The following is a 19,587-nucleotide window of genomic DNA, read 5'->3' as shown; positions in this document are numbered from 1 at the left end:
CAAATTTAAACTTATCCTCTAACATGGTTTGCAGGTAGGCAAAAAAACCTATCAAAATCATAAGAAAATAAAGCACTCATAAAATGACCACAACCTTACAACAGCGTTCAAACGCTAACGTATGGGATCGCTTTTGCGAGTGGATCACCAGCACTGACAACCGTATTTATATCGGTTGGTTCGGTGTTTTGATGATTCCTACCCTGTTAGCTGCTACCACCTGCTTCATCATCGCTTTCATTGCTGCGCCTCCCGTTGACATTGACGGTATCCGTGAGCCAGTTGCAGGTTCTTTGATTTACGGAAACAACATCATCTCTGGTGCAGTTGTTCCTTCTTCCAACGCTATCGGTTTGCACTTCTACCCAATCTGGGAAGCAGCTTCCTTAGATGAGTGGTTGTACAACGGTGGCCCTTACCAATTGGTAGTTTTCCACTTCTTAATCGGTGTAGCTTGCTACTTAGGCCGTGAGTGGGAATTGTCTTACCGCTTGGGTATGCGTCCTTGGATTTGCGTAGCATTCTCTGCACCTTTAGCAGCAGCAACCGCAGTATTCTTGATCTACCCAATTGGTCAAGGTTCATTCTCTGACGGTATGCCTTTGGGTATCTCCGGAACATTCAACTTCATGATCGTGTTCCAAGCTGAACACAACATCTTGATGCACCCCTTCCATATGTTGGGTGTAGCTGGTGTATTCGGTGGTTCTTTGTTCTCTGCAATGCACGGTTCTTTGGTAACTTCTTCCTTGGTTAAGGAAACAACTGAAACCGAATCTCAAAACTACGGTTACAAGTTCGGTCAAGAAGAAGAAACCTACAACATCGTTGCAGCCCACGGCTACTTCGGTCGCTTGATTTTCCAATACGCTTCTTTCAACAACAGCCGTCAACTACACTTCTTACTCGCTGCATGGCCAGTAATTGGTATTTGGTTTACAGCTTTGGGCGTAAGCACAATGGCGTTCAACTTGAACGGTTTCAACTTCAACCAATCCATTATTGATTCTCAAGGTCGCGTAATTGCTACTTGGGCTGATGTAATCAACCGCGCTAACCTAGGTATGGAAGTAATGCACGAGCGCAACGCTCACAACTTCCCTCTAGACTTGGCTGCTGGTGAAGTTGCTCCCGTAGCAATGAGCGCTCCTGCAATCAACGGTTAATAATTAAAGCTTTGTTAATAGCTTAATTAAAAAAACGCCCTCCAGAAATGGGGGGTGTTTTTTTGCATAAAAATTCCAACCAATAATCTTCTGTTTAAAACGGTACTATTTCAAAGTCAAAAGTAGCAATCAGACGTTCATCAATATAAACTTTTACTTGATGTTTACCCAAAGGATCTCCAGGAGAAACAGTCCAAAAATTTTCAATCACACCATTAACAGGTGTTTCTATCCGCTTGGAAATTGCTGTTTTTCCATCTGCTGATATAGAAAAATTCTTATTATCTTGTGTTGTCCAAGTTTCGGGAGCTTGTGGTAAAGTTAAAACTTCACGCCATTTGACTTTACCTTGATAGTTATCAAGTTTAATTTTCCAACCATAAGCATCACCCTGTTTTAAGGGAACTGTAGTGGTTGGGAAAAAATTGACCTTACCTTCTGAGTTAATTATCCTGACTCCAAATTCAGTTTTATTAACAATCGGTTGTTGATTACTAATTGACTGAGCATATTTTGGTGTACTTTCTCCGAAAGCGATACTAGAGTTAGTTACAATCGGAGTTGTCACCCCCAATATCAAAGATAAAAAACCTAATAAAACCTGGGAATCTAAAATTTTCATCAACTTTATGTTCTCATGAATAATTGTAAGTATTCAGCTTATCAGCAGAAATAGCAAAGAAGAAGATGTTTTAATTACCTGTATTTCAGCCTTAGATAACGCCCAATACTGCTCGGTTAAGCCTAAAAATTTATTGTATGGTAGGTTGGGTTGAGGAACGAAACCCAACATTATCAAGGATTTTGTTGGGTTTCGCTGTCGCTCAACCCAACCTACATTTCCTTAACCGATAAGTATTGAGATAACGCCTAGCGTGCCGTAAACCATTAGCTAACGAATAAATATTAACAAATAAGTAGGATATAAAATGTATATATCCTACTTTCAAAAAGTATTTTTGGCAATCGTTAATCTTCGTCAAGTGCAGGTAAAATTTCTTCAAATTGCCACAATTGATCTTTATTTTTTAGAAACCAAATGCGAGTTTCTGTAGTTAACTTACCCCAAATAACATCAACAGGAATATGGGGAGAAGCATATTGAAACTCTTCACCAATAATTCTGAGATTGTCCTCTATATTCCGAGGAATACCAAAATCTTCCCAATCAATTTTTACATTTCTGCCGGTCACTCCCGCAGTCGGATCAAAAACTAATTGTGCGGCTCTAATTAAGTCAGCAAAGTGTTGTGCTTTTAGTCCAATTATTTCTTGGATTTGAGATGATTTGTGAGGATCTTGAGACATTTTCGCTGGAGTTATGTAGATGTGTAATTTAGAGAACTTACTACCAGAGATGATCCCACCACCTCTAGTCTAGCTCAGAAAATCCAGAGAAAATCAATATTTTCAGGTTAATTATGCAGTTTCCACTAAAACTGTAACTGCGGCTACAGCTATCAACATTTCATCATTTTTATCGTTGAGAGAAGCAATTGCTAAACCATCAACTACCATTCCTCCTGGTTCTAATATGAGGGTTTTTTGACCAAACGGAAGGACAGCTAATACTTCTGCTTCCCGTACTTGTTCGGGGTAAGGAACTGCAACTTTTACCTCGACAATCATCTCATTGGGATCTTTTAACCCCGCTACTTCCATAATACCAAGTAGGGCATTGTGAGCGATCGCATTCCTCACTGCTCTGGCTGCTGCTACGGTGGGTTCTTGTCCGTGCTGGTCTACACCCATTCCCATTTCAATAATAAAGCGTTTTAGTGGCATCAGTGTTTTTTGTAAGTTTTATACTTTTTAATTTATCGTTTTATAGGGCATATAAAACACTATTAATTATACATTTCCTATGCACATCAACCGTCGTCAATTTCTCACCACATTGGGACTAACCACTATAGCTACCCAAATCCCCCCAGTAATTGCCAAAAATTCAGTAAGTAACCTCAAACCATCACGGCTAAAAATAGGCGATACTGTGGGCTTAATTTCCCCGGCTAGTATCATTGAAACCCAAGATATAGAAGATGCCAAACAGGCTTTACAAAAATTAGGTTTACAAATCAAGACTGGTAGACATATTTTAGATCGTTATGGTTATTTAGCTGGAAAAGATGCCGACCGCGCCCAAGATATTAATATCATGTTTGCTGATCAATCGGTAAAAGCTATTATTGCCATGCGTGGAGGTTGGGGTTGTAATCGAATTTTACCTTTACTTAATTATCCTCTAATTAGTAAAAATCCCAAAATTATCATGGGTTACAGTGATATCACTTCCTTATTATTAGCTATTAATGCTCGTAGTCAATTAATTACTTTTCATGGAGCAGTAGCAACATCAACCTGGAATCAATTTACAGTAGATTACCTCAAAACTATCCTTTTTGATGGGGAATTAGTCACAATGGCAAATAACGCCACACCCATAGGGAAAATAGAAGTAATTACTCCTGGAACAGCAAAAGGAAAATTAATTGGTGGTAATTTATCAGTTTTATCATCAATGATAGGTTCATCCTACCTACCATCATGGCGCAAAAATATTTTATTTGTCGAAGATATTGGTGAAGATATTTATCGAATTGACAGAATGTTAACCCAGTTGAAAAACGCAGGAATTCTTCATCAAATTTCGGGTTTTATTTTTGGACAATGTACAAATTGCAAAGTTGATGATCAACCTGCATTTACATTAATAGAAGTATTACAACAGCATATCAAACCATTAGGAATTCCCGCTTGGTATGGTTCAATGATTGGTCATATTTCAGACAAATTTACCATACCTGTAGGTGTATCAGTAGAAATAGATGCTAATTATGGCCGAATCAGGATGTTAGAAGCTGCTGTCATTTAACCGCTTTTTTTTGCCCAGGGAAACATGAGTAAAATTTTACTTTAGTATTGACAGTATCATAACAAACTCTAACGTTTTGATACTAAAAAACTGCGCTATTTACTTATTTATCACTGTTTTTTTAGCTACTATATGTCATGAGTTATTTTTAAGTAGTGTCAGTTAAGAAAGTGTCACTCTCTACACTAGCCATTTGATTTTAAAAGAGATATCCTTGGTAAATGCAAGGAGTGATACCACTTCACTGTATATTTGTTACAAATTTCCTCGCACTGCTTATACTTTTTGTTATTTGAGTTGCGGGTTTCAAATGTCACAGAAATAGTGAATTGGTAGAAAGTTATACGGGGAAACGCTTGGGTTAAAGAAACTCAGGCGTTTTTCATGTGTAAAATAGTTATACCTGCATAAGCAGTATTAATATATTTGTATTTAATAATACTAAATACGCTAACAAACAAAAATTTTTGCGGTGACAAAACGCCAACAAACAACTTAAGAAGTATTCTGAAGATAGAGGTTTTGTTGCTCAAACAGGTTAATAAGATATGGAAACTGAGGAACTAAAACGGCGTTATCTTGCAGGTGAAAGGTATTTTGTTTCTGCTAAATTAATCAAGGCTAAATTAATTAATGCCTACTTACCAGGAATTAATTTATGGGGAGCAGATTTAAGTCAAGCTAACTGTGCTAAAGCTAAACTCTGGGGAGCAGATTTGAGTAGAGCGAATTTAGCCAGGGCAAATTTCACTAGAGCAAATTTATCTGGTGTTAATCTCACTGAAGCAAATCTTCGAGGTGCTACGCTGCATTATACTAAGTTATATGGAGCGAATTTACATGGTGCATATTATGATGAAAGTACCAAATTTCCTAGAAATTTTGATCCTCTTAGTCACAATATGCAAAAGTTGTAACTATTCAAACTTCTTCTGGCGCTGGTATGGGGAATATTTCTCCAGCTAAATATGCGGAAAAATGCTTTTGAAAATAAAGCCAAGATGTCATATCTTCCCCCTCAACATAACTTTTTGGTGCTACTTTATATAAGGGAACGCGGGTATTTATTTCCTGTTGTAAAATTGGGTGCAATTTTGCTAAACTGCTAACTTTTTTACCTGTAGCACTGTAGATTAAATAACCAGGATGCTCACCCATTTTCATCCAGGGCAACCATTGACCAATTCTATCCCAGGATAGGCTTAATTGTGTAACTGAATTTAATTCTGAATTCTCTAAATCTGCCGTGGAAACAGAGATTTTAAATAATTCTGCTGCTTGGTAAATTCCCCTTGGGCAATAATCAGTAAATTCAGGATTTTCAGCTAAAGGATTAGGATAATTAGGAAAAATATCAAAGATAAAATTAGTTTTTTCTCCTTCTATTTGTACAGGTAATTTGCCTTTGAATTGACCTTGAACGGGACTATTAGCAACGTGCATAACGGTGACTATTTCCTGTGTCCAAGGGTTCTCCCATTTATGGACAATCTCATTGGTTTCTGGGTTGAGGTAATAAGTTAATTCTCTAGAAGTAAAATCCCAACTATCTTCACCGGTGGAAATACACCGACTCACACTCATACCCACAATTTTAAATAATAATTGTCGTTTTTCTCCAGGAATAAAACTATAAATATTACCTGTCCAACTCAGAAAATTAGACTCGTTGGCATCTAGAGAAGCACGAGTTTTAATCCATTGTTGAACATCTACTAATTTGGTTTGGGCTATCATGCTATATCTCCTTAAATACTAAAAATCTTGAACTTTGTAATTATTTACTTACTTTCCACTATATTCCAAAAATAACCATCTGGTGCAACAAAAGAAAAACTCATTTCCGCAAACTCATTATTAACAATTTCTGTAATTCCTGTTGCTGCACTTTCCCTCACTCGTTGCCAATAAGTCTCTATTCCCTGCACTCGGTAAGTATAAAGGCACATTCCTAAACTTCCCGGTTGGGCATCTGCAAAGCGCGATTTTAAGGTAATATTTTCTGGAAACCGAATAATATAAAGTCTACCACTTTGCGCTGCCATAAAGTCAGTTGGAGAAGAACGAGGATGATCAAAAGCAGTAAGTATAAAATTTTCTCCTGGGTTAAGTTCAAAAATTTCTCTTGCTGCTAAAGATGATTCATAAGTAGTTTCGACATCATCACGCACACGCAATAAACCTAAAGTTTCTTCATAGAATTTGAGAATTTCTTTACTGTCATCTTGAACAACTATACCCATATGGGTAAACTGACTGGTTTGGAAAGGTGCATGATGATTAATATGTCCATAATCAGGAACATGATAACCAAAGCGTTGAAATAAAACTTGCCGAGTTAATGGTTGGAGTAATAGCATTTCTCGCACTCCTACTAAAGGTTCTACAAAAGGACGAGTTTTTTGATCTTTGTTGTAAATTATTTCCCAGTTAGGTTGAGTATAATGAATAATTTCACCAATTGATTTTGCTGCTTCTGCATGATTTAAAATACCTAATATATCAGCAGTTAAGGTAGTAGCCCAACGATTACCTTTTACTTTCATAGAACTAATACCTAAACCCTGAGATGTGGGATTTTGCCAAATCATTAACCTAATTAATCCATGATCTGCATTTTGATGATCAAGTCGAATAGTCTGTAAAGATGAATTTACCCGATATAATTGATAAGCTGTTGTTGCGGTTAATTCTCCTATTTCTCCAATCCGATAGCCAAATTGCTGCCAATATTGAATTGCGGAAATAGCATTTGTGACACCAATGCACACTTCATATATACCGCCAATTCTTGTATTATTGTTTGAATTCATAATTGATCTAATTCCAATCCTTCAAATGGGAAAAGTTATGAAGCTAAGATAGCAGAAATTGAACCTATGATCACTCCCATTGAGGGAGATAAATTAGAATTAGCAGATGTGTTTGGGGAATTTGCGACAACGGTTATTATTTTATGAATAAACCTAACCCTGTTCCATGACTTCCAGAGAGAGTAAAATAAAATTAGAACATATATCTATCATAGATAAAACTTATGCCCCAAAATTACAGTTCTATTTCTACTAACTACCCCAATAAAACAATCAAAATAATTAGTATTGCCACAATACTATTCTCTCTGACTGCTTGTAACACCAGCGAAATTAACCCCCAATTAAAAACGAATAGCCAAGCTTTAAAAGTTGCTACTCCTAACAATCAAATTCAGCAAAAATCCCAGGAATCTGCTAAGGTTGAAAACCTCACTTTTACCGTTCCTGCTAAATATCAGGCAAAAACCATTTATAAAGCCGAACCCAGCAAAACAGAGAAAGTAATTGCTTTAACTATTGATGATGGTCCTTGGCCAAAAACAACTTTAGAAATGTTAGATATCCTCAAACAAAATGATGTAAAAGCCACATTCTTTTGGGTAGGAAGTTCCTTACAAGAAAATCCCGAAATTGCTAAACGAGTTGTAGCCGAAGGCCACGCTATTGGTAATCATACTTGGCATCATTGGTATCGAAAGATGGATGAAGCCACGGCTAAAAGTGAAATTGAGCGCACAAATGACCTGATTTATAAAACTACAGGTGTAAAAACATCTTTTTTCCGTCCCCCAGGAGGCTATTTAAACAATGGATTAGCCGCTTATGCTAAAAGCCAAAAAAACTCCGTTGTCATGTGGTCAGTGACTTCAGCAGACACCGATCCTCGTGCAAAATATCAAGTATTTGTGAAGAATGTTCTCAGAGATGCTAAACCAGGGGCAATTGTGTTAATGCACGATGGTGGTGGGAATCGCTACAGAACGGTAAAAGCCTTGCCAGAAATCATCAACGGACTCAAACAGCAAGGCTACCGATTTGTTACAGTTCCTGAACTCCTAGAAATGCCATGATTTTACTCACTGACGACGGAAGCACAGACTTGAGCCTCTTGCCAAAGTTTATACAAAAAAAATTCGGCACTATAGCTCATAGTTGTGACAAAAACACCTACAGCATCATTATTACCATCACATAACCAAGAACCATCTAGGGTAACTTCTAAGTATTCAGCATCACAGTTACATAAGCCCATGATTTCACTATCATGGCGATTTACTTCCGTCTTCAGTCTTTCTACTCCCGGCAAATCAAGAGGTAGCAAAAAGGAAGCTGTGGTGGGTTCAACACGCAAAGTTTGACTGACACGCAGTGCCAAAATCACTCTTTGCGCTACCCATTCTTCGAGAGATTGAGTGAGACACTCTAAATAAAAACAGTTTTCGGTGTAAGTTAATTTCAGCATTCCTCTTGCTCTCCTGTTATTCCAGGTTTGCTTGCATATCAATCCAAAACTTTTCTGCAAATGTCACGGTGGGGTGAACAGGTGCTTTAGGTAATTTCCGCAAGGACATCCCAGCTTCAGCGGGTGTTTTATCGCCTTTACGAGAGTTACATTTTTCGCAAGCTATGACTACGTTATCCCAAGTATGTCGGCCGCCTTTAGATCGGGGGATGACATGATCTAGGGTGAGATGTTTGTTAGTGCCGCAATATTGACAACTGCTATGATCTCGTCGCAAAACCTCTCGACGATTCACCGGCGGAACTCTCCACATCCGTTCTGTAGCAGTAATTTTTAAGCGGATGTGTTTAGGTACAGATAGGACAAATCTAGATGAGTGAATCAACCAACCGCCTTCTGTAGAAAATTCCAATGGTTCGGCTTTATTGCTGACTAGCAACACTATCGCCCGCTTGATATTTACCCGACACAGTGGCAAGTAATTCTGGGAAAACACGACCACAGATTGCTCTAATACTTGGATTGCGCTTGTCACAGCCTGACTCCTTATAAAAAAACCCCCGCTTCTGTCTTAGACGTGGCGGGGGTTAACAATTGACCTGATGGTTTTTCGTCTTATTTTGGTACAGCATTTTTTTACTTGTACCTCCCGCGTTTGTTCTCTATTTTTGGGTTTCTATTGGGCAAATTTATGCTGGGATATTTAAAATCATAATTGCCTTTTGTTTTTTGCCCTTGATGTTGGCTATCCTCGCCCATAAATAAATACTCCACGTCCGCAGCAGCAAATTCCCAACTGCCGAGGCATTTGGTAGCTTGTGAAGAAGTAGAGATGGGATAAATGGATTTCACAGAAAATTTCACCTATTGAACATTCCTTTAAACATACTACACTTGTATTACTATCCTGTCTATACCTATAAGGAGAAAAAATCATGCAGACCATTACACGCACCCCAACAACTGATATGGAAGTTACCAGTATTCGTCTCGAACGGGAATTAAAGGAGAAACTTAAAGATATCGCTGGCAATCAGGGATATCAATCTCTAATTCGAGATATTCTCTGGAATTATGTCCAGCAAAAATCAGGTGAGTGGAAACCCCGTTTTTCTAAATCTGATATTCGCGCTAGTATTGCTGCTGTGGCGCAACAAGAAGAGCGTTGTGTCCTCACAGGTAAATTAATTGAACCGCAACAGTCAATGTTATTAGGACTGACTAGGAATGGTGACATGGTTCCTCTCAGTCTTGAGAGTTTGGCTGGCTAATCGGCAATTTTAGTCAGTTTTACCAGGAAAATGCCGAAAACCCTTGAAGGTGTGTCCGACTCAGGAGGACACGCCTGGGTAATAGCTGCGGGATGTAGCAATATCTCTAAGGGTGGGCATTACCCACCGTATAATTAACCACCAATAACAGCAATACAGTCAATTTCTACCAACACATTTTTAGGTAAACGGGAAACCTCAACACAAGCACGCGCTGGGGCTGTATCTTCGGAAAAATATTTTGCATAAACCGCATTAACAGCAGCGAAATCATTCATATCAGCTAAAAATACACCTGTTTTCACCACATCGGCAAATGTAGCCCCTGCTTCTGTTAAGATAGCTTCAATATTTCTCATCACCTGTTCAGTTTGTTTAACTACATCTTCGGTGTAGACAACATCACCCAAACGCGGATCTATGGCAATTTGTCCAGCTACAAACAACATTTGTCCAGAAGCGAGAATTGCTTGATTGTAGGGGCCAACTGGTGCAGGTGCTTTATCGGTACGGATTACTTTACGAGTCATAATATTTATCTCTTTTGGCTCTTTTGCTAATGGTGTTTCTGGTTTACCGAATTCTAAATCTGTAGATGTTTGGTAAACTTCTCCATCTGGCATTATCGCACCTGTGAGGTCAGCATTTTTAAAGGTTGCACCGTAAATATTCGCGCCGGTTAAATCTGCTCTTTTTAGATTTGCATTGTCCAGATTTGCTTTCATTAAATCGGTTTTTTGCAATTCTGCTCTTTCTAAATTTGTTCCTTGTAAATTGGCTTTTCGGAAATTTACACTATTGAGGTTTGCTGCACCCAAATCAGCTTCAGCAAAATTTATACCAGATAAATCTTTTTGTAATAGATTAACACCCCGAATTTTTGCTCGTTGGAAATTGGTATTTTTGAGTATCACATTATTTAATTTTGCTTGACTCAAATTACAATCAGTCAAGTTAGCATTAGTAAAATTAACAGAATTGAGATTAGTTCTGGCTAAGTTTGCATCTATCAAAGAAGCTTCAGTGAAATTAGCAGACTGTAAAGTAGCATCTCTCAAGTTAGCATTATCCAAATTAGCATTATTAAAATTTGCATTATCTAGGTGTGCTTTCCCCAAATTAGCACCACTCAAGTCAGCCCAAGTCAAATTTAAACTATAACCATTCACTAACTCACTCAAATTAGTGTTTGTTAAAGATGCCCTTGTTAGGTTTACGTTTTTAAGATTTGCTTTACTCAAGTTAGCATCATTCAAATATGCACCCGACAAATCTGCACTTGTGAAGTCTATTCCACTCAGATTTGCACCTTTAAGGTCTATCCCTCTTAGATTTAAAGTATGAAAATTCCGTTCCCCAGCGGCGTATTTCTCTAAAAGTTCTTCAGCGTCCATCATGCACCATTGAATACTATTGTAATAGTATAAAACAATGCTTGACACTAAAGTACAGGTATTGATGGCAATATTCCCTAATGACTAATTATAGTGTTACAATAGCACTATCTAACACTGTATGACAAAAAGAGGAAAATCAAGAGAAAATGAAAGCATAGAAATACTAAGCATTGCCATTATGCCTGAAGGAAAAAGACTAAACATATATTTCACTGATGAAGACGATTTAAAGCTTTATGCAGAAATATCAACAGCAGCGAAAAACGAAAAACGCTCGATGAGCCAAATGATAAAAATACTTGTCAGTGATGCCATAGCGAAGCGTCAACACCAAAAACAAAAAGAACTAACATGACTACAGAACAAAGACTTGACCGAGTAGAAACTGAATTTGCTACCATTCGTCAACTACTAATTTCAGCCGCTACCTATGCTGAGTCAGCGAATCGGCGGATTGATGATTTGGGTATAAAACAAGACCGTACCCAAATCATGCTGGATGATTTAGGTATAAAACAAGATCGCACTCAAATCATGCTGGATGGGTTAGGTGCAAAACAAGACCGTACGCAAATCATGCTGGATGAGTTGGGTACAAAACAAGACCGTACGCAAATCATGCTGGATGAGTTGGGTACAAAACAAGACCGCACTCAGACACAACTTGACCAGTTAGGAATGCGAGTTGACCAATTATCAAGCCGAGTTGATGAATTTATCTTTCATACTCAGCGCCTATTTAACAAAGCAGGTGGTGAGATAGAAGAAACAAAGGCAAGAACCGAAAGATTAGAAGCATTAATGTTAAAACTTGATCGAAACTATGAAGAGCAGAAATCACAGTTTCAGGAGTATCAACTGACAACTAATGCAGCATTGGAACGAATTGACCGAGTTTTAGACTATCTGTTGAGACAGTCAGGAAGTTGAACAGCTTGGGTTTAGCATTGTGCTTTACCCCTACATATTTCTTCCCTCTTCCTCTCTTCCTTCGTGTTCTTCGCTTCTATATCCCTCCGGGACGCTGCGCGAACGTGGTTCATTTCTCTTATCCCAACCTCGGACGAATCCCATAATGCCGATATTGCCAATAATCTCGCAAAATCCGGTCATGGTCAAAACACAAATTACCAGGAATACACCAAGGCTCGAAAATACCCACATTCTTAGCATCATCACCCGCCAAAGGTTCACCTGTAGCTGTTGCTAAAAATACAATACTAATCGTATGTTTACGAGGATCACGATTGGGATCAGAATAAACTAATAACTGTTCGATTAACTCTACTTTTAAACCTATTTCTTCCTCTGCTTCCCTAATTGCTGCCTTTTCTACCGATTCACCATAATCAACAAAACCGCCGGGTAACGCCCAACCTAAAGGTTCATTATGTCTTTCAATCAGGATAATAGGGCGATGAGGTCTATCAATTAATTCAATAATGATATCAACGGTGGGTGCAGGGTTTCTGTAAGTCATATTTGTTAATTATTATCTTGATTTATCTTCTCATTTCTTCACGAATCAGAACACTGAAGACTGACTATGCCATGATAAATTCGATGCGTGGCTTATAAGCAATTACGTTTTTCTATATTTCAGGTTAAATATGCCTTTTCCTAGATCAAGTGGTATTTTACTGCATCCCAGTTCCTTCCCCAGTCGTTTTGGTATTGGAGATTTGGGTTTGGAAGCTTATCGGTTTATTGATTTTCTCAAAAATAGTCATCAGCAATATTGGCAAGTTTTACCTCTAGGACCAACTGGTTATGGTAATTCCCCCTATATGTGCTACTCCGCAATGGCGGGAAATTACTTTTTGATTAGTCCCGACAAGTTGCTAGATGAGGGTTTGTTAATTCCGGAAGATTTGGCTGATTTACCAGATTTTTCGGTAAATAAAGTAGATTTTAACGAAGTTATCCCTATTAAGGTCAATCTACTGATTAAAGCTTGTGAGGATTTTAAAACCAAAGCAAATTCGACTCAAAAACAAGCTTTTGCTAAGTTTTGTGCTGATAAAGGCTATTGGTTAAATAATTATGCCCTATTTATGGCGATTAAAGATACCCAAAATGGTAAAGGTTGGCATAATTGGCAACCGGAATTAGCAAAGCGTGAACCAGCAGCTTTAGCAAAAATTACACAAGAGTTAAAAGAGGAGATTTTTTATTACAAGTTTGTCCAATATGAGTTCTTCCGGCAGTGGTCAGAACTGAAAAAATATGCTAATAAGAACGGTATAGATATTATTGGTGATATCCCCATTTATGTAGCCCATGATAGTGCTGATGTGTGGGCGAATCCTGAGATTTTTGCTTTAGATGAGGAAACGGGAGCAGCGGCTTTAATGGCGGGAGTTCCACCGGATTACTTTAGCTCCACTGGTCAATTATGGGGAAATCCGGTTTATAACTGGGAAGAATTACAAAAACAAGACTTTAAATGGTGGATATTACGCTTTGAGGCGATGCTGGATTATGTGGATATAATTCGCATTGATCATTTCCGGGGTTTTGAGGCTTATTGGGCTGTACCCCAGGGAGAAACAACTGCTATGAATGGCGAATGGGTAGAAGCCCCTGGTTTAGCCTTGTTTGAGACTATTAGAAAGAATTTAGGTAAGTTACCTGTTTTGGCGGAGGATTTGGGGATCATTACCCCAGAAGTGGAAGCACTGCGAGATCAGTTTGAGTTTCCCGGAATGAAGGTATTGCAGTTTGCTTTTGGTTCTGATCCCGGTAATCCATTTTTACCATTTAACTACACTCGTAATGCCGTAGTTTATACTGGTACTCACGACAATGATACAACTCTAGGCTGGTTTAATGCTGCGAATGATTACGAAAAGCAAAATTTATTGTTGTATTTGGGTTGTATCAGTCCTGATGGTATACACTGGGATTTAATTAGATTAGCTTTAAGTTCTATCGCCAATCAGGCGATTATGCCTTTGCAGGATGTATTAGGTTTGGGAACTGATGCCCGCATGAATTTTCCCAGTACAGCGGAAGGAAATTGGGAATGGCGTTACCAATCAGGTGTATTAACGCAAGAATTAAGCGATCGCTTAAAAACTCTCACTTTCCGTTATGGACGCGCTCCTAGACAGGAATAAATCAGACAATTCTGGATTTGAGATTGGCAATTTTGGCTTAATCCACACTCAACACCTGATGTTTTGTCCATTTATTTCGAGGTTGGCTTAGTTTACCTAAACCTCCATTTTTTGGCAAAATCAGTCGGATATGACAGTAAGCCAAAATCCAAAATCTAATGATTTTTTATTTAATTCAGTTTGGCAGCAATCTGGATTTCTTGAGTTTTCCCAAGTTCTCCCATTTCCTTGGCTGTCTGCTGATTTACGCTCATTAACACACCACCAGCATTATCAGTCTTTACTGTTAGTTGCTGAGTGGCTTTCCATGTGCGACTAGAACCTTCTGGCAAAACTCCCTCAAAGGCTATTTTGCCATCTGCAACCACACTAATCCAAGATGAGGCTTTTAAGGTAACACCCACTTGTACAGAATTAATCTTTTTACTGCTGACTAATACTTTATTACTTGGTTCTTGTTTAGATAACTGCGCTTCCGTGCTGGGTTGAAATTTGCTGTTATTTGCCTGCAATGTAGCATTATTCAATAACTGCGATAAACCATTAACAGAACAGAAAACCAGAAAAATGTAAAGCAGGTAAAGATGAACCGGACGTAATTGAGGAATGCTTTGGACTTTCCCAGGAGATTGAAAACCTACTGATTGTGGACCAATGGGAAAGTGACTGGCAAATTCACCTCCTTGAATTCCTAAAGCGTCTGCAAACTGTCTAATTAAGCCTTGAATATAAATTGGTTCTGGTAAGTCAGTTAAGTTACCTTCTTCAATCGCTTGCAAAAGTCGTCGAGGAATTCTGGTTAGTTGAACTAACTCGTCAAGAGTTAAATTCTTTTCCTGCCGTAGTGAAGCTAGTTGAGTGCCAAGTAGTGCCAACTTTTGGGCTTGGTGTTCCTGGATAGAAGGTTGGATTGGCTGTTCTTCCTTCTTTGAGAACCATTTCATGCTTTACCTTTACTCCTTAACTCAGCTTTGTCTTAATAGGTGTGGGACTTATCTGTTTATGTAAAAAACTCATCTCATCTTTAGTGAGATAACGATATTTGCCGACTGGCAAAAATGGTGTTATTGACGTTTTTAATTGAATTGAACCAATAGCCGTACGATGTAGCTTGATGACTGGATATCCTAGTTGTTGCGCTACACGGCGGATTTGCCGATTTCTTCCCTCCTGTAAGATGATTTCTAAACAGCTTCGATCAATGTAATTTTCAATTAAACGCACCTGAGCCGGTCTGGTGATTTTTCCTTCCAAAACTATACCCTGACTCCAGGTTTTGAGAACTGTTGCTGGAGGATTTCCTTCAACCACTACACGATAAGTCTTAGAAATACTATGACTTGGATGGGTAAGTGCATAAGTCAATTCCCCATCATTTGTTAAGATTAATGCTCCTGTAGAGTCTACATCTAAACGGCCTACAGGGTGAATACCCAATCCTGTGCTTAATTCTGAGGGTAGCAGATCCAAAACTGTTGGTCTTCCTTGGGGATCATGGCAAGTGGATACAACTCCTACTGGCTTATGCAATAATAAATACATTAACGATGGACGCTGTTCTGATAACACAGGTTTACCATCAATGGAGATTTTGTCCTGGTGGGGATCGACTTTTTGTCCTAAATGTGCCAATATCCCATTAACACACACCCGTGATTGCCTAATCATTTCTTCAGCTTCACGACGTGAGGCAATACCCCATTGAGCTAATATCTTTTGTAACCGTGCCTCCATGTCTAAATTGTTAATTTTTCGCTGAATACTTTTATACAACTAATCTTGGCACTTTGTTGTTAACAAACTTCCGTGCTAAAGTTAAGAACTGTTTAAGATACTCAATAACTGAGCATATTTACATTGATAGAATCGTCGGAAAATGATAGAACCAAGTTCCTCAAATACAGATAACAGAAAAGTCAGGATCATTACAAAAGTTTTAACATCAGCGATCAAGCTATGGTTAAGAAGCCAATTAACTCAAGTATCTCATTTAGAGGTACAGATTAAAGCAAGTGATCGCCAACTTCTTTCCGGTCGTATTCCAGGGGTATCCATTTCTGCTAGTCACTTAGTGTATCAAGGTCTTCATGTTACGCAAATCGAACTCCGGGCAGAAAATATCAAGCTCAATGTTGCCTCAATATTGAAAGGACAACCGCTGCAATTATTAGAAGTAGTTCCTGTGATCGGCAAACTGATAATAGCCGAACAGGATCTTAATAACTCCCTTTCATCGCCATTATTATTGACTGCTGTAAACGATCTACTCGTTACACTATTAGCAGAATACAGCCTAAATTCCAAGTCCATTACTTGGCGAAAAATCACCCTTGACAATCAGCTACTGATACTGCATGGTATCCCAACTTCTGACCCTGAAGGGGCATTCTTCAATATTTATTTAGGCTTAGAATTAATCAATGGTCAAGAACTGCAATTAACACAAGTTCAGATCAAGAACCATCAAGGGACGCTTTTAGAAAGGAATTCTCCTTATATTATCAATATGGGAACAGATGTTGATATCGCCGAAATTTCTTTGATATCAGAACAACTGAGTTGTTATGGACGTATTAACGTTAACCCATAACTATAAAAAATCAAAACTCAATATTCTTTGAATTTAATTTAAATTATAGGACTATTTTGATCAACATTGGCAACTGGGAATTATATCTTAATCCTATTTTCTTTTACGGTGTTTTTTCTAAGAGAGGTAAAAGCAATGTAAAAAAATAATACACTAAAGGAGCAGTAAAAATATAACTATCGGTGCGATCTAAAATCCCACCATGTCCCGGTATTAATTGTCCTGAATCTTTCACCCCTGCGTCACGTTTAAGTAAGGATTCTGTTAAATCACCTAATAAACTAGCAATACCAATAATCAAACCCAATGTGCTCCCAGTGATTAACCAGTCAGGAAAATGAAGAAAGTAAGCTCCTGTGATGGCAACAGCTACACTGGCAGTAATCCCGAAAACTGCACCTTCCACAGTTTTCTTGGGACTAATATCCGATAAGCGAGTTTTACCGAAGAATTTACCAATAATATAAGCCCCAATATCAGCAGCCCAAATACACAAGAATGTGAGAATAGTAGCCGTTAAACCTGCTGGCAAAGAATTAAAATTACCTTGTCCAATATCTTGCCAATTAGATGGCCAATAACCACCTAAAGGCAAATTACTGCTCATAGCATGATTTATTCCCCGTAACCGCACCCAGTAACTTGGTAAGTAACCTACATAAAACAAACCCATAATAGAAGCAGAAATATCCGCAATGGTGGCTAATTTGGGTTGAAACAGCAGGTAAAAACAGATAAGTGTACCGGCTACTGGCATCACGGCATCAGCCAAACTACCATCGAGGGTACAAATTGCCAGTAAAATTTGACTGACAAACATAGTAGTTTTTACCGATGGTGTGATGCCTCTAGAGCGCACCAAATTAAAATATTCTTGCTGACCTAAAAATACGACAATAGCGATCGCTATTGTAAAGTACCAACCCCCTAATAGGGTGGCAGATAGCGCCATGATAATCGCAATAATTCCACTAATAATTCGAGGCCAGGGCATAGGATAGTATTTGGGATTTTAGATTTTGGATTTTGGATGCAACCCAAAACCGAAAGAATTTAATCTAGTTTCTCACCACTGAGAATGAATATAGGATCGGCTGCTACAAAGGTTTGAGAATAGCCCCGTGTTTCTAAGCGATTAACCGCTGACTGGACAACTTCAATATTCCTAACTCTCAACTCAGAAAAGCTTTGAGAAATAGCATACAGACTTTCTAGACTAGCAGCAGTGGCGACCACTCGGCCAGATGTTGGTAAATATTGCCACGCAGCTTGGACAATTTCCTGTATGGCTTTTCCACCTTCAATACAGATGCGATTAGGTCGTAACTTGATTTGGTCTAAGCATTCTGGGGCGCTACCTTCAATGACTTCGACGTTTTTAACTTCAAAGCGATCACAGTTGCGTCTAATTAAGTTAGCAACATCCTCATCTCTTTCGATAGCAATCACTCGTCCTTGGGGACACAATAAGCTCACCTCTATAGGAATTGTACCTGTTCCCGCGCCAATATCCCACAATACCGAATTGGCTTCTAGTCGCAGTTGGGAAATCATCAGCAATCTTAATTCTCGCTGACTTAGGGGAATACCTGGTAAATTCTCAAATAACTCGTCGGGAATACCTGGGGTAATGTAAGGCCAAAGTGGGGAAGGCATAAGCAATTAAAAATTAACAATTAAAATTTAACAATTGGAAATGGGGACGATAATTCTGGTAGTTATACTGATAATAAGTGACACCAGCAAACCGCAATGATGATGAATAGGGAAATATTAGCTAATCGCTATGAAGTTCAACAACAGCTAGGCAAAAAAGCCGGCCGAAGGACTTTCTTAGCTACTGATTTAGTAACTGGAAAATCGGTAATTGTCAAGTTACTTGCTTTTAGTAGTGATTTTGAATGGGATGATCTCAAATTATTTGAGAGAGAAGCTCAAACATTAAAATCTTTATCACATCCCCATATTCCTGCTTACTTAGACTATTTTGAGATCAATTCCTCTACATATAAAGGTTTTGCCCTTGTTCAGACTTATATTCCAGCCCAAACTCTAGAACAATATTTACAAGCGGGGAGGAAATTTACACAAATTGAAGTCCAAGAAATTGCCAAAGCGGTTTTAGAAATTCTTATATATTTACATGAGTTAAATCCACCAGTTGTCCACCGTGATATTAAGCCTAGCAATATTTTATTAGGAGAGCGCTCTGGTAATAGTGTCGGTTTAGTTTATTTAATAGATTTTGGTTCAGTCCAAACCGTTTTAGCCGCAGAAGCAGGGACAAGAACTGTTGTTGGCACTTATGGTTATATGCCACAGGAACAGTTTGGAGGGCGTACCGTCCCCGCTTCTGACCTTTATAGTTTAGGTGCAACTCTGATTTATTTGGTGACAGGGACTAACCCAGCGGATTTACCACAAAAGGATTTTCGCATTCAATTTCAGCAATTTGCTAATATTAGTCCCAGTTTTGTTAAGTGGTTGCAGCAAATCACAGAACCTAGTTTAGAAAAGCGGTTTTCTAGTGCAACTGTCGCACTCACCGCTTTAGAAAATCCAGAATACAGTGAGATCATAGCTTTACCTGTTGGGAAACCAGCAGGTAGTAAAATTCAACTCACAAAAAATGAAGAATCTTTAAAAATTATTATTCCTGCGTTGGGATTCCACCCAATCATCATAGTTCTGATTCCATTTGCCATAGCTTGGAATTCATTTGTTTTGTTTTGGACTCATGGCGCTCTTTCTGGGCCTTTTCCTATAAATATATTCTTTGCCTTGTTTTCTCTGCCTTTTTGGGCTGCTGGTGGGGGTATGATATATGGTATATTATACATTTGGTTTGAGGCGGGCTAAAAAGCCTTACTAAAAGGACTCTAGGCTGCAAA

The 19,587-nt window shown here is 38.5% G+C and carries 22 protein-coding genes and 1 pseudogene; 10 read left to right on the top strand and 13 right to left on the bottom strand.

Annotated elements, in window-relative coordinates; all coding sequences use genetic code 11:
• Positions 1-83 precede the first annotated feature (83 nt).
• Positions 84-1,166 carry a photosystem II q(b) protein gene (gene psbA, locus FJR11_RS15810; protein ID WP_168505289.1) on the top strand — a complete coding sequence of 361 codons (1,083 nt, stop codon included), beginning with the start codon at positions 84-86 and terminating at the stop codon, positions 1,164-1,166.
• Positions 1,167-1,260: 94 nt separating this feature from the next.
• On the opposite strand, the gene FJR11_RS15805 is transcribed toward psbA, so the two are convergent.
• The 3 genes from FJR11_RS15805 to FJR11_RS15795 form a co-directional block, all read right to left on the bottom strand.
• A complete protein-coding gene (locus FJR11_RS15805) occupies positions 1,261-1,788 on the bottom strand; it encodes a hypothetical protein (protein ID WP_168505287.1) in 528 nt (175 codons plus the stop codon).
• A gap of 347 nt (positions 1,789-2,135) precedes the next feature.
• The gene (locus FJR11_RS15800) at positions 2,136-2,474 is read right to left on the bottom strand and encodes a hypothetical protein (protein ID WP_168505285.1); all 339 of its coding nucleotides are present in this window, start codon (positions 2,472-2,474) and stop codon (positions 2,136-2,138) included.
• A gap of 111 nt (positions 2,475-2,585) precedes the next feature.
• A complete protein-coding gene (locus tag FJR11_RS15795) occupies positions 2,586-2,951 on the bottom strand; it encodes a Lin0512 family protein (protein WP_168505283.1) in 366 nt (121 codons plus the stop codon).
• 79 nt (positions 2,952-3,030) lie between these two features.
• Between FJR11_RS15795 and FJR11_RS15790 the strand changes: the two genes are divergently transcribed.
• On the top strand, positions 3,031-4,041 hold the full coding sequence (locus FJR11_RS15790) for an LD-carboxypeptidase (protein WP_168505281.1): 1,011 nt from the start codon (positions 3,031-3,033) through the stop codon (positions 4,039-4,041).
• A 548-nt stretch (positions 4,042-4,589) separates the two neighbouring features.
• Complete coding sequence (locus tag FJR11_RS15785; RefSeq protein WP_168505279.1) at positions 4,590-4,958, top strand: pentapeptide repeat-containing protein; 369 nt, start codon at positions 4,590-4,592, stop codon at positions 4,956-4,958.
• Positions 4,959-4,962: 4 nt separating this feature from the next.
• Here the strand turns inward: FJR11_RS15785 and FJR11_RS15780 are convergent, their stop codons facing one another.
• Both FJR11_RS15780 and FJR11_RS15775 read right to left on the bottom strand, forming a co-directional pair.
• On the bottom strand, positions 4,963-5,778 hold the full coding sequence (locus FJR11_RS15780) for a DUF1838 domain-containing protein (RefSeq protein ID WP_168505277.1): 816 nt from the start codon (positions 5,776-5,778) through the stop codon (positions 4,963-4,965).
• Positions 5,779-5,822: 44 nt separating this feature from the next.
• Positions 5,823-6,854 carry a VOC family protein gene (locus FJR11_RS15775; protein ID WP_168505275.1) on the bottom strand — a complete coding sequence of 344 codons (1,032 nt, stop codon included), beginning with the start codon at positions 6,852-6,854 and terminating at the stop codon, positions 5,823-5,825.
• A 224-nt stretch (positions 6,855-7,078) separates the two neighbouring features.
• On the opposite strand from FJR11_RS15775, the gene FJR11_RS15770 reads away from it, so the two are divergent.
• Positions 7,079-7,927, top strand: coding sequence for a polysaccharide deacetylase family protein (locus FJR11_RS15770; protein WP_168505274.1), 849 nt, complete (start codon positions 7,079-7,081; stop codon positions 7,925-7,927).
• A gap of 2 nt (positions 7,928-7,929) precedes the next feature.
• Here the strand turns inward: FJR11_RS15770 and FJR11_RS15765 are convergent, their stop codons facing one another.
• Together FJR11_RS15765 and FJR11_RS15760 are read right to left on the bottom strand one after the other, a co-directional pair.
• Positions 7,930-8,319 carry an alr0857 family protein gene (locus FJR11_RS15765; RefSeq protein WP_168505272.1) on the bottom strand — a complete coding sequence of 130 codons (390 nt, stop codon included), beginning with the start codon at positions 8,317-8,319 and terminating at the stop codon, positions 7,930-7,932.
• A 16-nt stretch (positions 8,320-8,335) separates the two neighbouring features.
• Positions 8,336-8,854 (bottom strand): HNH endonuclease, encoded by a 519-nt coding sequence (locus FJR11_RS15760; RefSeq protein WP_168505270.1) that lies wholly within the window; start codon positions 8,852-8,854, stop codon positions 8,336-8,338.
• Between the two features lie 400 nt (positions 8,855-9,254).
• Between FJR11_RS15760 and FJR11_RS15755 the strand changes: the two genes are divergently transcribed.
• The gene (locus FJR11_RS15755) at positions 9,255-9,590 is read left to right on the top strand and encodes a ribbon-helix-helix domain-containing protein (protein ID WP_168505269.1); all 336 of its coding nucleotides are present in this window, start codon (positions 9,255-9,257) and stop codon (positions 9,588-9,590) included.
• A gap of 134 nt (positions 9,591-9,724) precedes the next feature.
• Here FJR11_RS15755 and FJR11_RS23815 read toward each other — a convergent pair whose 3' ends face one another.
• Positions 9,725-10,984, bottom strand: coding sequence for a Rid family detoxifying hydrolase (locus FJR11_RS23815; protein ID WP_168505267.1), 1,260 nt, complete (start codon positions 10,982-10,984; stop codon positions 9,725-9,727).
• A 121-nt stretch (positions 10,985-11,105) separates the two neighbouring features.
• On the opposite strand from FJR11_RS23815, the gene FJR11_RS15745 reads away from it, so the two are divergent.
• On the top strand, positions 11,106-11,342 hold the full coding sequence (locus FJR11_RS15745; protein WP_168505265.1) for a hypothetical protein: 237 nt from the start codon (positions 11,106-11,108) through the stop codon (positions 11,340-11,342).
• Positions 11,339-11,917: a 6-aminohexanoate hydrolase gene (locus FJR11_RS15740; protein ID WP_168505263.1), complete on the top strand. Its 579-nt coding sequence runs from the start codon at positions 11,339-11,341 to the stop codon at positions 11,915-11,917. Before FJR11_RS15745 ends, FJR11_RS15740 begins: the two co-directional genes overlap by 4 nt.
• A 118-nt stretch (positions 11,918-12,035) precedes the next feature.
• On the opposite strand, the gene FJR11_RS15735 is transcribed toward FJR11_RS15740, so the two are convergent.
• A complete protein-coding gene (locus FJR11_RS15735) occupies positions 12,036-12,467 on the bottom strand; it encodes an NUDIX hydrolase (RefSeq protein ID WP_168505261.1) in 432 nt (143 codons plus the stop codon).
• A gap of 130 nt (positions 12,468-12,597) precedes the next feature.
• Between FJR11_RS15735 and malQ the strand changes: the two genes are divergently transcribed.
• Positions 12,598-14,106 (top strand): 4-alpha-glucanotransferase, encoded by a 1,509-nt coding sequence (gene malQ / locus FJR11_RS15730; RefSeq protein ID WP_168505259.1) that lies wholly within the window; start codon positions 12,598-12,600, stop codon positions 14,104-14,106.
• Positions 14,107-14,276: 170 nt separating this feature from the next.
• Here malQ and FJR11_RS15725 read toward each other — a convergent pair whose 3' ends face one another.
• Both FJR11_RS15725 and FJR11_RS15720 read right to left on the bottom strand, forming a co-directional pair.
• Positions 14,277-15,050, bottom strand: a complete 774-nt coding sequence (locus FJR11_RS15725) for a RodZ domain-containing protein (protein WP_168505257.1) — start codon at positions 15,048-15,050, stop codon at positions 14,277-14,279.
• A 16-nt stretch (positions 15,051-15,066) separates the two neighbouring features.
• Entirely contained in the window at positions 15,067-15,840 is a 774-nt protein-coding gene (locus FJR11_RS15720; protein ID WP_168505255.1) for a pseudouridine synthase, read from the bottom strand.
• Between the two features lie 142 nt (positions 15,841-15,982).
• Here FJR11_RS15720 and FJR11_RS15715 point away from each other — a divergent pair, with 142 nt between their 5' ends.
• Complete coding sequence (locus tag FJR11_RS15715; protein WP_168505253.1) at positions 15,983-16,696, top strand: DUF2993 domain-containing protein; 714 nt, start codon at positions 15,983-15,985, stop codon at positions 16,694-16,696.
• Positions 16,697-16,799: 103 nt separating this feature from the next.
• On the opposite strand, the gene FJR11_RS15710 is transcribed toward FJR11_RS15715, so the two are convergent.
• Together FJR11_RS15710 and cbiT are read right to left on the bottom strand one after the other, a co-directional pair.
• The gene (locus FJR11_RS15710; protein WP_168505251.1) at positions 16,800-17,690 is read right to left on the bottom strand and encodes a phosphatidate cytidylyltransferase; all 891 of its coding nucleotides are present in this window, start codon (positions 17,688-17,690) and stop codon (positions 16,800-16,802) included.
• Positions 17,691-17,749: 59 nt separating this feature from the next.
• A complete protein-coding gene (gene cbiT / locus FJR11_RS15705; protein ID WP_168505249.1) occupies positions 17,750-18,352 on the bottom strand; it encodes a precorrin-6Y C5,15-methyltransferase subunit CbiT in 603 nt (200 codons plus the stop codon).
• Positions 18,353-18,451: 99 nt separating this feature from the next.
• Here cbiT and FJR11_RS15700 point away from each other — a divergent pair.
• Positions 18,452-19,534: pseudogene (locus FJR11_RS15700) on the top strand (serine/threonine protein kinase); the annotation flags it as partial.
• Positions 19,535-19,587: the final 53 nt, after the last annotated feature.

The sequence above is a fragment of the Anabaena sp. UHCC 0187 genome (genome assembly GCF_009712035.1).
Taxonomy (GTDB): domain Bacteria; phylum Cyanobacteriota; class Cyanobacteriia; order Cyanobacteriales; family Nostocaceae; genus Dolichospermum.
The sequence above is the reverse complement of the archived record's forward strand: the minus strand, read 5'-3'. Positions and strand labels throughout refer to the sequence as shown.